This window comes from Bradyrhizobium jicamae (genome assembly GCF_018130695.1).
GTDB classification, from domain to species: domain Bacteria; phylum Pseudomonadota; class Alphaproteobacteria; order Rhizobiales; family Xanthobacteraceae; genus Bradyrhizobium; species Bradyrhizobium jicamae_B.
Genome location: NZ_JAFCJX010000015.1, coordinates 93,557 through 106,148 on the forward strand (window position 1 = coordinate 93,557; position 12,592 = coordinate 106,148).

Annotated in this window: 15 protein-coding genes; 8 read left to right on the top strand and 7 right to left on the bottom strand. The window is 63.4% G+C overall.

Annotated elements, in window-relative coordinates; genetic code table 11:
• Nucleotide 1: 1 nt before the first annotated feature.
• Complete coding sequence (locus JQ604_RS22410) at nt 2-1,111, top strand: hypothetical protein (RefSeq protein WP_212361801.1); 1,110 nt, start codon at nt 2-4, stop codon at nt 1,109-1,111.
• 85 nt (nt 1,112-1,196) lie between these two features.
• Here the strand turns inward: JQ604_RS22410 and JQ604_RS22415 are convergent, their stop codons facing one another.
• Nucleotides 1,197-1,697, bottom strand: a complete 501-nt coding sequence (locus JQ604_RS22415) for a nucleoside deaminase (protein ID WP_212361804.1) — start codon at nt 1,695-1,697, stop codon at nt 1,197-1,199.
• A gap of 44 nt (nt 1,698-1,741) precedes the next feature.
• On the opposite strand from JQ604_RS22415, the gene JQ604_RS22420 reads away from it, so the two are divergent.
• The 5 genes from JQ604_RS22420 to JQ604_RS22440 all read left to right on the top strand — a co-directional run bounded on the left by JQ604_RS22420 (nt 1,742) and on the right by JQ604_RS22440 (nt 7,244).
• Nucleotides 1,742-2,032: a hypothetical protein gene (locus JQ604_RS22420; RefSeq protein ID WP_249158560.1), complete on the top strand. Its 291-nt coding sequence runs from the start codon at nt 1,742-1,744 to the stop codon at nt 2,030-2,032.
• 9 nt (nt 2,033-2,041) lie between these two features.
• Nucleotides 2,042-3,523, top strand: a complete 1,482-nt coding sequence (gene xylB / locus JQ604_RS22425; protein WP_212361807.1) for a xylulokinase — start codon at nt 2,042-2,044, stop codon at nt 3,521-3,523.
• A gap of 138 nt (nt 3,524-3,661) precedes the next feature.
• Nucleotides 3,662-5,197 (top strand): sugar ABC transporter ATP-binding protein, encoded by a 1,536-nt coding sequence (locus JQ604_RS22430; RefSeq protein WP_212361812.1) that lies wholly within the window; start codon nt 3,662-3,664, stop codon nt 5,195-5,197.
• Nucleotides 5,190-6,227 carry an ABC transporter permease subunit gene (locus JQ604_RS22435; protein ID WP_212361815.1) on the top strand — a complete coding sequence of 346 codons (1,038 nt, stop codon included), beginning with the start codon at nt 5,190-5,192 and terminating at the stop codon, nt 6,225-6,227. The genes JQ604_RS22430 and JQ604_RS22435 overlap by 8 nt, the downstream gene beginning before the upstream one ends.
• Before the next feature lie 69 nt (nt 6,228-6,296).
• Entirely contained in the window at nt 6,297-7,244 is a 948-nt protein-coding gene (locus tag JQ604_RS22440; protein ID WP_212361818.1) for an ABC transporter substrate-binding protein, read from the top strand.
• Nucleotides 7,245-7,280: 36 nt separating this feature from the next.
• On the opposite strand, the gene JQ604_RS22445 is transcribed toward JQ604_RS22440, so the two are convergent.
• The 3 genes from JQ604_RS22445 to JQ604_RS22455 are packed head-to-tail and all read right to left on the bottom strand — an operon-like array spanning nt 7,281 to nt 8,779.
• On the bottom strand, nt 7,281-7,877 hold the full coding sequence (locus tag JQ604_RS22445; RefSeq protein ID WP_212361821.1) for a TlpA disulfide reductase family protein: 597 nt from the start codon (nt 7,875-7,877) through the stop codon (nt 7,281-7,283).
• Complete coding sequence (locus JQ604_RS22450) at nt 7,870-8,343, bottom strand: DsrE family protein (protein ID WP_212361825.1); 474 nt, start codon at nt 8,341-8,343, stop codon at nt 7,870-7,872. Before JQ604_RS22450 ends, JQ604_RS22445 begins: the two co-directional genes overlap by 8 nt.
• Nucleotides 8,344-8,350: 7 nt before the next feature.
• Nucleotides 8,351-8,779 carry a DoxX family protein gene (locus JQ604_RS22455; RefSeq protein WP_212361830.1) on the bottom strand — a complete coding sequence of 143 codons (429 nt, stop codon included), beginning with the start codon at nt 8,777-8,779 and terminating at the stop codon, nt 8,351-8,353.
• 104 nt (nt 8,780-8,883) lie between these two features.
• Between JQ604_RS22455 and JQ604_RS22460 the strand changes: the two genes are divergently transcribed.
• Nucleotides 8,884-9,771, top strand: a complete 888-nt coding sequence (locus tag JQ604_RS22460; protein ID WP_212361833.1) for a LysR family transcriptional regulator — start codon at nt 8,884-8,886, stop codon at nt 9,769-9,771.
• 54 nt (nt 9,772-9,825) lie between these two features.
• Here JQ604_RS22460 and JQ604_RS22465 read toward each other — a convergent pair whose 3' ends face one another.
• Both JQ604_RS22465 and JQ604_RS22470 read right to left on the bottom strand, forming a co-directional pair.
• Nucleotides 9,826-10,725 (bottom strand): hypothetical protein, encoded by a 900-nt coding sequence (locus tag JQ604_RS22465; protein ID WP_212361836.1) that lies wholly within the window; start codon nt 10,723-10,725, stop codon nt 9,826-9,828.
• On the bottom strand, nt 10,706-11,377 hold the full coding sequence (locus JQ604_RS22470) for a TauD/TfdA family dioxygenase (RefSeq protein ID WP_212361839.1): 672 nt from the start codon (nt 11,375-11,377) through the stop codon (nt 10,706-10,708). The genes JQ604_RS22465 and JQ604_RS22470 overlap by 20 nt, the downstream gene beginning before the upstream one ends.
• A 200-nt stretch (nt 11,378-11,577) precedes the next feature.
• Between JQ604_RS22470 and JQ604_RS22475 the strand changes: the two genes are divergently transcribed.
• Entirely contained in the window at nt 11,578-11,883 is a 306-nt protein-coding gene (locus JQ604_RS22475) for a hypothetical protein (protein ID WP_212361843.1), read from the top strand.
• Between the two features lie 164 nt (nt 11,884-12,047).
• Here the strand turns inward: JQ604_RS22475 and JQ604_RS22480 are convergent, their stop codons facing one another.
• On the bottom strand, nt 12,048-12,476 hold the full coding sequence (locus tag JQ604_RS22480) for a DUF4870 family protein (protein WP_212361846.1): 429 nt from the start codon (nt 12,474-12,476) through the stop codon (nt 12,048-12,050).
• Between the last annotated feature and the right edge of the window lie 116 nt (nt 12,477-12,592).

Below are 12,592 nucleotides of genomic sequence, written 5' to 3' on the forward strand. Positions count from 1 at the left end.
GATGTCTCGTCTTCGCAGAACATTGGCGACTGCTGCCTTGTCGCTCGCCACGCTGATTCCGGCTGGCTTCGCCGCGGCAGCCGATCTTCCGGTCAAGGCCAAGAAGGCGCCGGCGGAGCTTCCCTTCTTCCTTGTCATCGACGACCGCGTGTCGTTCTCCTGGATGCCGAAGGGCACCGATCCCGGCATGTGGAGCGTCCAGCCCAACGGCTCGATCAATGGCAAGACGCCCAAGCAGGTCTACTCCTTCACCCATTTCGACGCCTGGGCCTACGGCACCAACTTCTTCACCATCTCGATGTTCAAGTCCGGCCATAACGACCCGGCCTCGCCCTGTATCGCGCCCGGCTTGACCTCGAGCTTCGGAGCCGGCGATTGCGCCGGCGCGACCGAAATCTACGGCCTGTTCCGCTCGACCTTCGGCTGGAACGAGATATTCAACACCAAGGCCTTCACCATGGGGCCGCTGCACAACATCTCGTTCGAGGTCGGCATGGATGCCAACACCGAGAACAATTTCCTGGCGCCCGCCAAGCGCGACATGGTCGCCGGTCTGCAGTTCGCCTTCGACCTGCCCTACAAGGGCTACATCAACGTCGCGCCCTTGCTGTACTGGGAATTCCTGAATCACAACGCCTTCACCCAGTGCGGCACGGTGTTCGCGGGCGCGATCCCCGGCACGAGCTGCAATTCGGACGGCAATGTCAGCTACCGCCCGACCTGGGCGGTCGAAGTCAACTACTACATGGATCTCGGCTTCCTGCCGGAGAACATGCAGTTCTGGTCGATCAGCGGCCGCGCCGGCTGGTATGGACCGAAGGGCGACTCCAACGGCCTGCCTGCGCTGTCCGGCATCGGCCGCTTCAGCACGGCCTCGAAGACCGAGTTCAACAGCGAGCCGATCCGTCTGACCTTCGACGCCAGCAAGGCGTTCTACGGTCCGAAGTATTCGCACTTCGTCGATCTCTGGGTTGCCTATCGCTACTGGCAGAACAAGTTTGGCCTCGACCACAACGCCATGCCCGGGGTCTGCACGGTCGCGGCGACCGGCCAGAGCACCAACTCCTGCACCGAGTCCACCGTCTATGGCGGCGTGACGGTGAAGTTCTGACCACCTGATCCGTTCCACGGGTGGAATACTTGTGGCGCCGCGTCCTCACCACGCGGCGCCACATTTTTATGTGAGGCGAGGGCAGTTACCTCGCCCAGAAATCCTCATGCAGCGCGGCGGCCTCGTCCTCGAGCAGCGGGCCGACCACCGCGATCGGCCGCTGGCCGCTGTCGAACACCACGCGGCAAGGCAAATCGAGCGTCGGATTCTCCGGATGGTTGCCGGTGATCTCGCGCAGCCGGTGCTCGCTCAATCCATAGACCACGCGGCCGATGCCGGCCCAGTAGATCGCGCCCGCGCACATCGCACAGGGTTCGGCGGATGAATACAGCGTCGCGGTCTTCAGCGCGTCGGCCGGCAGCGTCGTGCAGGCCTGCGTCGCCAGCAATCGCTCGGCATGCGCCGTGCCGTCATGCGAGGGCATTAAGCTGTTCTCGGCCTCGAGCAGCACCCGGCCGGTTTGGTCGACCAGAACCGCCCCGAACGGATGATTGCCATGGCCGACGGCCCGCTTCGCCACCGCGAAGGACTGCCTGAGGAAGCGTGCGTCGTCGGGCGAATGATCTTGATGGTCGGCGTCGCTCATGGCGGTTCCTTGGCGATTGAACATGGACAGGATAGGGGCGGCTCGTGCCTCTCCACAACCCGCGCGCTGCCGGAGCGGTGAAGGCGAGCCGTGCCTTCGGACGCAGCAATTTCTGCGCCGATGTTGTAGGCTACCGCGTCATGACCCAGACCCAGCAATGGTACTTCGTCTGGCTCGACGGGCCGCGCGGGCCGGAGCCGCAGAAATGGTCGCCGGAAGGGCTCTGGGGCCAGATCGGTCGCCAGGACGTGATCGTGCGTTTCCCGCTCTCGGCGCGCGAGGCCAAATTGTCGATCGACGAGCTGGCGAAGCTGCATCCGTTGCCGGGCAACTGAGCGGGCGGCATGTATCTCGGAATCGATCTCGGCACCTCGGCGGTCAAGACCGTGCTGGTCGACGCCGCGCAGCGCGTGGTGGCGAGCCGCAGTCAGGCCCTGACAACAGGCTCGCCGCAACCCGGCTTCAGCGAGCAGGATCCCGCCCAGTGGATCCAAGCCGCGTTCGCGACGCTCGACGCGCTGAAGGCAGATCATCCGCGCGAGCTCGCCGCGGTCGCGGGCATCGGGTTATCCGGCCAGATGCACGGCGCGACGCTGCTCGGGGCCGATCTCAAACCGCTGCGGCCGTGCATCCTCTGGAACGACGGCCGCTCGGCCGCCGAATGCGCCGAGCTGGAGCGGCGCTGGCCGGGCCTGCGCGCGGCCACCGGCAACAAGGCGATGCCCGGCTTCACGGCGCCGAAGCTCGTGTGGATCGCCAGGCACGAGCCGGAGATATTTGCGGCGACGCAGCTCGTGCTGCAGCCAAAAGCCTATCTGCGCCTGGTGCTGACCGGCGCGGCGATCGAGGATGTCTCCGATGCCTCGGGCTCGCTGTGGCTCGACGTGAACAGCCGCGATTGGTCGGATGAGGGGCTTGCCGCGACCGGCCTGTCGCGCCGCCAGATGCCACGCCTGGTGGAGGGCTCGGCGCCAACGGCGCGGCTGCGCGAGGCGTTGGCGCAGCGCTGGGGGATGATCAAGCGCCCGATGCTGGCCGGTGGGGCCGGCGACAATCCGGCGGGGGCTGTCGGCATCGGCGCGGTCAGGCCCGGCGCGGCGTTCATCTCGCTCGGCACCTCCGGCGCGCTTCTCGTTCCATCAGATCGTGTCGCCGCCAATCCGGAGCGGATCGTGCACACCTTCTGTCACGCGGTGCCCGGCATGTGGATCCAGGCCGGCGCGATCCTCTCGGCGGCCTCATGTCTTGCCTGGGCCGCACGGCTGCTCGGCGCATCCGAGGCTGAATTGCTGGCACCGCTGGGGATGCGTCCGAGCGCGCCGTCGCCGGTCAGCTTCCTGCCCTATCTCTCCGGCGAGCGCACGCCGCATGACGATGCCGAGGTGCGCGGCATGCTCGATGGTATCAGCCATGCCACCGATCGCAGCGCGATCGTGCAGGCCGTGCTCGAGGGTGTGGCCTTTGCACTGGCGGATTGCCGGGATGTGCTGGCCGAGACAGGTATCGCGGTTACGGAAGCCGACGTGATCGGCGGCGGTTCGCGCTCGCGGTTCTGGCTGGCGGTGCTGGCCAATGTCCTGAACATTCCCGTTCATCGCTTCGCCGACGGCGAGACCGGTGCCGCGTTCGGCGCGGCGCGGTTGGCGCGTCTGGCTGTCACCGGGGAGACGGTCGACGCGGTCTGTACTGCGCCGCAACGTGTAGAAACATTTGCGCCTGACCGTGCGCTCGCTTCGGCCTATGCCGCGCGTCTCCCGCATTGGCGTAGTCTCTATCGGCCGCGGCAAACGCAAAACGTCGCGATTGGTTCCGTCACGAAAAGATAATTCGATCGCCGCGTTTGCGACGTGCCGGGAGGTATTGCCCTACGTCGCGGCCTTTTGTTTAATGCGCACACTCGCGCAAAATCGAAAACGAGACGCGGGTGGGACGTGACGCCGTCAACGGCGTGCCGGGGAGGTATGATGAGCGAGCCCATCCTCGAGATGCGCCGGGTCTCAAAGTCTTTCTTCAGTATCAAGGCGCTGCGCGACGTCGACCTCACCGTCTATCCCGGCGAGATCCATGCCTTGATGGGCGAGAACGGCGCCGGCAAATCGACGCTGATGAAGATCCTGTCGGGCGCCTACCGGCCCGATCCCGGCAGCGAGATCCGCATCGACGGAGAGGTGGTGCATATCCACGGCCCGCTCGGCGGCCGCGCCGCCGGCATCGCGATCATCTATCAGGAGCTCTCGCTCGCGCCGAACCTCAGTGTGGCGGAGAATATCTATCTCGGCCGCGAGGTGTCGCGCAGCGGCCTCCTGGCGCGCGATGCGATGCAGGCCGCCGTCGGGCCGATCCTGGAACGGCTCGGCGCCGATTTTGCGCCGTCGACATTGGTGGCCAGCCTGTCGATGGGCCAGCGCCAGCTGGTCGAGATCGCGCGGGCGCTGCACGCTCGCTCAAAAATCCTGATCATGGACGAGCCGACCACGGCGCTGTCAGCCGGCGAGAGCGAGCGGCTGTTCGTCCTGATCCGCCAGCTCCGCGCCGAGGGGCTCGCCATCATCTACATATCGCACCGCATGGACGAGGTCTACGCGCTCGGCGACCGCGTCACCGTGCTGCGTGACGGCACGCTGGTCGGCGCGCTCGACAAGCCGCAAATCCGCGCCGACACCATCGTCCGCATGATGGTCGGGCGCGATGTCTCGTCGTTCTACAAGAAGGAGCACGATCCCACGAAGGATTCCATGGCCCGGCAGAGCGCGCAGGTGCTCGCCGCCGTCGACCTCGCCGACGGAGGCCGCGTCAAGGGCTGCTCGCTCACGGTGCATGCGGGCGAGGTCGTGGGCCTCGCCGGTCTCGTTGGCGCAGGCCGCACCGAGCTGGCGCATCTCATCATCGGTGCGGCGCAGCTGGTGTCCGGCCATGTCGAGATCGAAGGAAAGCCCGTGACCATCCGCACGCCCGGTGAGGCGCTGGACGCCGGCATCGCCTATCTCACCGAGGACCGGAAGGCGCTCGGCCTGTTCCTCGACATGTCCTGCAAGGACAACATCAACCTCGCGGTGCTCGGGCGTGACGCGAAATTCGGCGGCATCCTCGATCGCGACAAGGCGCGCGATCGCGCCAAGAAAGCGTTTTCCGCACTCGGCATCCGCGCCGCCGATATCAACGTTACCGCCGGCGGGCTGTCCGGCGGCAACCAGCAGAAGGTGCTGCTGTCGCGCCTGCTCGCGATCACGCCAAAGATTCTGATCCTCGACGAGCCGACGCGCGGCGTCGATGTCGGCGCCAAATCCGAGATCTATTCGATCATCGACAATCTCGCCAAGTCCGGCACTGCCGTGCTGGTGATCTCGTCGGACTTGCCGGAGATCATCGGCATCTGCGACCGCGTCGTGGTGATGCGCGAGGGTCGGATCGCCGGCGAGCTGACGCGCACGGCGGCCGCGCATTTCAGTCAGGAGGAGATCATGGCGCTTGCCACCGGAGTGGAGCATGTCGATGCCTGAGAACGGAGCCGCCGCGAAAGCCGCTACCGCGCCCGCGCTCGCAGCAGCGCAGGAGACCAGGCGTCAGCGCACGCGGACGTTCATTCGTGCAGTTGGCATGCTGCCGGTGCTGCTGTTGCTGTGCCTCGGTTTCCATTTCCTCTCCGAGGGCCGCTTCTTCACCGGGCAAAACCTCGGCATCGTGGTGCAGCAGTCCGCGGTCAACACCGTGCTCGCCGCCGGCATGACCTTCGTCATCCTGACCGGCGGCATCGATCTTTCCGTCGGCTCGATCCTCGCGGCATCAGCCATGGCCGGGCTGATCATCTCCCAATTCCCCGATCTCGGGCCGCTCTGGCTGCCGGCTGCGGTGCTCACCGGCGCCGTTTTCGGCGTCCTCAATGGCGGCTTGATCGCGCTCCTGCGGCTGCCGCCCTTCATCGTCACGCTGGGATCGCTGACGGCGGTGCGCGGCGTGGCGCGGCTGCTCGGCGCCGATACCACGGTGTTCAACCCGTCGATCCCCTACGCCTTCATCGGCAACGGCTCGCTCACGCTCATTCCCGGCCTGCTCACGATCCCCTGGCTCTGGGTGATCGCGGTGCTCGTGATCCTGGTGTCGTGGCTGGTGCTCAAACGCACCGTGCTCGGCGTGCACATCTATGCGGTCGGCGGCAATGAGAGCGCGGCGCGGCTCGCCGGCATCAAGGTCTGGGCGGTGCTGATCTTCGTCTATGCGGTCTCCGGCCTGCTCGCGGGCCTCGGCGGCGCCATGCAGGCGGCGCGGCTCTATGCGGCGAACGGATTGCAACTCGGCCAGTCCTACGAGCTCGACGCCATCACCGCCGTGATCCTCGGCGGCACCTCCTTCGTCGGCGGCATCGGCTCGATCTGGGGCACGCTGGTCGGCGCGCTGATCATCGCGGTGCTGTCGAACGGGCTGATCCTGATCGGCGTCTCCGACGTCTGGCAATATGTCATCAAGGGCCTCGTCATCATCGGCGCGGTCGCGCTCGACCGCTACCGGCTGCAGGGCTCGGCGCGGACCTAACTATCGAGGGGATCCGCTCCGGCAACTGGTCGCCGTGGTGGAAATTCAAACAGACCAGGGAGGAAGCCAATGTTGAAGACGTTTCTGCTTGCCGGCGCCGCGATGGCGCTCGTCCTGAGTGCCGCGCCGTCCCAAGCCAAGGAGCTCAAGTCGATCGGCATTTCCTTGGGCTCGCTGGGCAACCCGTTCTTCGTCGCGCTGTCGAAGGGCGCCGAGTTCGAGGCCAAGAAGACCAATCCGAATGTGAAGATCACCACCGTCGGCTTCGAATATGATCTCGGCAAGCAGGTCACCCAGATCGACAATTTCATCGCCGCCGGCGTCGACATGATCCTGCTCAATCCGGGTGACCCGAAGGCGGTCGGCCCCGCGATCAAGAAGGCGCAGGCCGCCGGCATCATCGTCGTCGCCGTGGACACCGCGGCCGAAGGCGCCGATGCCACCGTGACGACCAACAACGTGCAAGCGGGCGAAATCTCCTGTCAGTACATCGTCGACAAGCTCGGCGGCAAAGGCGACGTGATCATCGAGAACGGGCCGCAGGTCTCCGCGGTGATCGACCGCGTGGTCGGCTGCAAGAATGTGTTCGGCAAGAATGCCGGCATCAAGGTGCTGTCGAGCGATCAGGACGGCAAGGGCTCGCGCGAGGGCGGGCTGACGGTGGCGCAGGGCTATCTGACGCGCTTTGCCAAGATCGACGCGATCTTCGCCATCAACGATCCGCAGGCGATCGGCACTGATCTCGCCGCGCGTCAGCAGGGCCGCAGCGGCATCGTCATCACGGCGGTCGACGGCGCGCCCGACATCGAGGCCGCGCTGAAGGATCCGCAGTCGCCGCAGATCCAGGCCTCGGCCTCGCAGGATCCGTTCTTCATGGCCCGCCGCGCGGTGCAGGTCGGCGTCAGCATCCTCGATGGCAAGAAGCCCGCATCGCCCGTCGAGCTCTTGCCGTCAAAGCTCGTCACGCGCGACAACGTCAAGGACTACAAGGGCTGGACCTCGGACCGGTCGCAGTAGGGGGCGAGCCGAAGCGCCATTGTGATTGATCGCGCTTCAGCGGGCCTGCTGCCGATAGAATTGCAGCAGGTCCGCGCCCGCAGGCGAGAGCCAGTCGGCGGCACCGGTGATGTAGCCCTCGATCTGGCCAGTGGTGCCGACGAGGTAGGTGATGGGCATCGCGACGAGCTGGAAGACGGCGTCCGACGATGTCTTGGGATCGGCCGCGACGCCGTAGGCATCGATGTAGCTCGTCAGCCCCGCTGCATTCGTGTGACCGAGATAGTCGCGGACTTTTCCGGGTTCGCGCACATCGGTGCAGATCGCGCAGACGTCGAGCCGGTCCGCGCGCGATCGCGCAAGGGCGGCGATCACCGGCAGGTCCAGCCGGCAGGCCGCGCACCAGGTCGCCCAGAAATTGATCAGCAGGACGCGGCCCGGCTTTGCCGCAAGCGACACGTCCTTGCCATGCAGGTCGCGCAGCCTCAGCTGCGGCATCGGCGCGCGCGGACGCACCACTGTGAACTGGCTTCGTCCGGTCTCGAAGGTCGGCGGCCAGGGATCATCGCTGCGCGCATCCGCGCGTGATGCCGCAATCAGCGCGGGTGCCGCCAGCAGGATGGTTCGTCGGCTGAATGCCGGATCGTCACGCATGGATATAGGCCCAACCTTCGTGCTGCAGATCGACGACGCGTCCGATGCCGAAGGGCACCAGGCCTGCGCCGGCGATCAGTGAAATCCGCACCTGCTCCTTGGCTTCCGCGATCGCCTTCGACGACGCGCACATGCTGTAGGTGAGATCAGGCACGGATTGCCGCAGCGTCGCCAGCGGTTCGGCGAGCATGGTCCTGTCAGCGCGGAACAGGTCGATGCCCTTGCCATTGGCAACGACCTCGATCAGCACCCGCTTGCCGCGCGCGGCAAAGTGTTTGGCGAGATTGGCCGAGTAGCTGATTGCATGTCCAGCGACGTAGGCCTCGTTGCTGTCGATCAGGATCACGACCCCGTCGACCAGGCGATCTCTCTTCGGCGTCGCGGCGGGAGCGCAGCTCGCCGCGGTGAGGAGCGTTGCGCCGGCGAGCAGTGCGCGGCGCGAGCGCGCGATCGGAGGCGCCGTCATCGGCCGCTCAGAACTGCCGCGCGGCGATCGGCGCCTTGCGGCCGCGTCCCCACAGCACGAACAGGGAAAGCGCCAGCAGCACCAGGTTCAACGGCGTGACCGCGGCCTCACCGCGCGACAGATGGAAGACGAGCGCGAACACCTGCAGCACGCTGCAGCCGAGCGCGGCGAGCACCGTCAGGTTCGGCACGATCCGCGTCAGCGCCGGCAGCAGGATGCCGACGCCGCCGGCGAGATCGATGACGCCGATCAGCCGCACGAACGTCTCCGGATATTCGCCGGCCCACGGCATCATCGCGGCGAGCTGCGGGATCGGGGTGAGCAGTTTCACCAGCCCGGCCGACCCGAACGCGAGGAAGATCAGGATCTGCGCAATCCAGAGGCCGGCGCGGAGCGGGCGTCCCGGGGCGGCGGAGGCGAGGGTGGTGGTCGACATCGTAACTCCATGAAGGGTTTGCGGTCCCCACCAGTTGATACTTTCCTGTTCCTTGATCATTATCGGTTTCATGGACAGTTCATTTCCCAGATGTTGATGATCTCATGGACACGCTGGTCAGCATGAGGGTGTTTTGCCTAGTGGCCGAGCTGAAGAGCTTTGCCGCCGCGGCCAAGCGGGCGCACATCTCGGCCGCGATGGCGAGCAAGCATGTGATGCAACTCGAGAAGCGGCTGGGCACCCGCCTGCTGAACCGCACCAGCCGCCGCGTCAGCCTCAGTGAGAGCGGCTCGCTGTATTTCGAGCAGGCGCGGCAGATGCTCGAATCCCTCGACGAGGTCGAATCCGCCGTCAGCAGGGCGACCGTGGTGCCGCGCGGCATGCTGCGCCTCACCGCGCCGGTCTGGATGGCCAATCCGCTGTTCGCAAGAGTCCTCGCCGATTATCAGGCGCGCCACCCCGAGGTGCAGCTCGACGTCGATCTCAGCGGACGGCTGGTCAATCTGGTCGAGGAGGGATTCGATCTCGCCCTCCGCGCAACCGGGTCGCCTGATGAGGCCCTGATCGCGCGGCCGATCACCATGGTGCCATTCCACATGGTGGCTTCGCCTGCCTATCTCAAGCGCATCGGCCGCCCTAAGCGTGTGGCCGATCTGTCCGGCCAGGCACTGCTTCACTACGCACTGTATGCGCCGGGCACCAGCTTCACTTTGCGGGGCGAGCAGGGCAGCGAGACCGTGAAGTTCAATCCGGTGCTGCGCAGCGGCAACGAAACGCTGCTGCATATGGCGGCGCTCGAAGGCATGGGCCTCGCCTTTCTGCCGAAATGGCTGATCGCGGACGACGTCGCCGCCGGCCGTCTCGAACATGTGTTCCCCCGGCAGATCGTCTTCGAAGGGAAACTGTTCGCGGTCTATCCGAGCCGCAAATATCTCTCCGCCAAGGTGCGGACGTTCATTGATTTCATCGCGGCCGACAAGCGGTTGAAGTAGACGGGCGGCCCGTCGCCTATAATGCAAAGTCAGCTCCGAGACATGTCCTGGAATCTACATGTTGTCGTATTCCCGAAAGTGCTCAGGCTCGTACAGATCGTGCAGACTCGTAGACTCGCCTTTTGTGAAGTGCGTTGGCAGTCCCGCATGAGCAATTTCTTCGATAGAGCCGAGCGACAAGTTACATGATTGGCAATAAAACGATGTGCTGAGGTACTCGACGTCGTTGTAAAGCTCACCATCAGCATACTGCTCCGGCAATTCCTTGAACCTAGATCCCGTCAGCTTTCCGTTGCCCGTACACGAAGGGCACATGCATGCTTCTTCATTGTAACCCGGCCCTGCCATGATTGAGTTCGCCGCTTCGTGAAGCTTCTTCTGTTCGGCTGCAGGTTTTGCTGCGAAAACTGCCGAGTGAGCCGCGATCTTGCTTTTAACCGCACTCAATACGCTTGCATTCAACGTCTTGATCAATGCGACAGCAGCCTCCGCACCCTTTTTACCTAGGAATTGATCCAACGGTTTCTGCAGAAAATCGTGAATTATCGCAACTGTTTCGTAGAATCGCGCAAGCCACGTGCTCGTTTTCAAGTTCTCATAAGGCAAATCCGCCGTGTGGAGATGTGCGTTTCGTCGTAGCGCCAGAAACTCGCATACTTCGCGATGCTGCTTCTGAAACGGATCAATTATTTTTTCTAATCGAATGAAAACCGAATGAGCGGGTAAGGACCTTGGCTTTGCGAAAGCATAGCCGCAGGCATAGAGTATGTTCGCATCATCGCGTGGATCGGCGTTTAAGACCGGATGCACTTTTGTCAGGGCGCTTCTTCCGAGGCATTCGATCGCCAATGCCGCATTGAAGGCAAACTCGGACGAGCCGTGCTCTGACTCGCTTGCCTTATCCATAAAGAACTTTGCCTTAAGCCAAAGCCCGTCAGAGTTCCAAGACTGCATTCCGATCTCCCCCAATAAGCATACGTTTCAAAAGGCGACCTGTATCTGGCCGCGCGCTGCTTGCCCGAGCGTGAAGCATGCGCCGATTATCGATGATAAGAAGATCTTTCGGCTTCCACTGAATTTGCGTCGTTTTGCAATCTTGTATTCGAGCTTCGAGTAACGCTTTCAGGCTGTGCGCTTCTCTAGTCATCGGCTTCATGCAGTCCATATCGTAACGGATTTCGAGACCACTGCCAGTTTCCTTCGCAAAAGTGCAGAGACGGGGCCGCACGTGACCGGTCGCCCACAACGCGCGACAGGCCAAGTCTTGTTCATCATCGTCAAGTGCCCAGACCCGGGAGTCTATAAGCATGGTGGCGCGCCTCCCCTCACCCGGATCGACGCAATACAAGCCCAGATACTGGGCCGGGTGATCCCAATGCGCTGCATCGGTGTGAAACGGGAATGCGCCAGTACCGTACCGACTGGACAGCGTGTTCTGCTTAGCCGACTCCAAATCTTGGGGCCGAATGTCGCGAATTGGTTCAGGACTTCGCGGATCGACCCTCAACGGCCCCAACTCTTGAGCTGTGCCGGCCAAATCGCCTTCGTCAACCTCACTGAGGAGCAAATAGCCTTCACGTTTAAGCTGGGACAAATCCAGAATCATGAGACGTGCGCGTTCAAATTCGAGCCATTCCGAACAAGACGTGTATAATGCTCCCTCGGCAACCATCTTGACAAGCGGCGCGTCGCACACTGCTCGGTCGTACTTCGCGAGGACACCTGACGCTTAAGAAGAAGCACCTATCCGAAGGATACTCCAAATAGCTACGCTAGGCCTGACAGCGGCATTTGAAGGTGAGCCAAATGAGTAAGACCGAGGATACGGCGTGGCTTGTGATCTTCCTGTTACTCGGCATCACTGCCATCGGTCTCGTTATGTCATTTCTGATGGGACATCCGCGCAGCATGAATATCATAGGCAAAGTTTGGGTACACTTTATCGGCTTCTGCGCGATCAATGGCGCGTACATCTCGTTCAAGGTTGCCATGAGCGGCCTCGATGAAGATAAGCCGATAAAATATGGTCCCGGGGCTCGTACGATGATGGGCCTTTCAGGAATGTTGGTCCTTGCTCTAGTGTGGGGCGGGATTTGGCTCGTTAGCCAATAGGATGGGCCGTTCTGGCAAGTGGCGCCAATTCCAGATGCTATGCGGGAACCAATATGAAGCAGCCTCGTCGCGCCGCGCGAATGCTTCGTCGTTTGAAGGACGTGGCCGCTCAGCCCAGATGGAGCTTGGCCGCAAGCATTATGCTGCGGCGAACAAACGCCGCGCTACCCGAACAGCCAGGACTGCGGATTGGCGATCGACTTGTGCTCAGTGACCAGCAGGCCGCCCTTGACGATGCGGACCAGCGACCAGACGAACCACCAGCCGAGAAGCGGAAGGCCGATCAGCACGGCGCTCAAGGGAATGCTGATCACGAGGTACAGCAGGCCGATCCAGAACGTCCTGATCTGAAACCGGAAATGCGACTGCAGCGCGGGCTCGGCATCGTCGACCTTGGCATGCGCGATGACGACGCCGATCAGCGCCGAGATCCCGGTGAAATAGCCGACGCCGTACAGCACATAGATGGCGAGGACGAGGGACTCGTCCGTGACCATTGGTTGGCGCTTTGCGTCGTAGGGAGGTGTCATGGCCATCTTCGTTGCTGCCAGCATGATCGAGATCTGGGAATACGGATTGGTCGATCTTGCCATATCCAGGGTTCAACAGAGAACATAGAGGGGCCAGGCCGTTTGCAGCGTGACGACGATCACGCGGCTCTTAACGAGCCGCCCTTCCTCTGGCGGGCGCGTCTTTTTGCATTACCTTC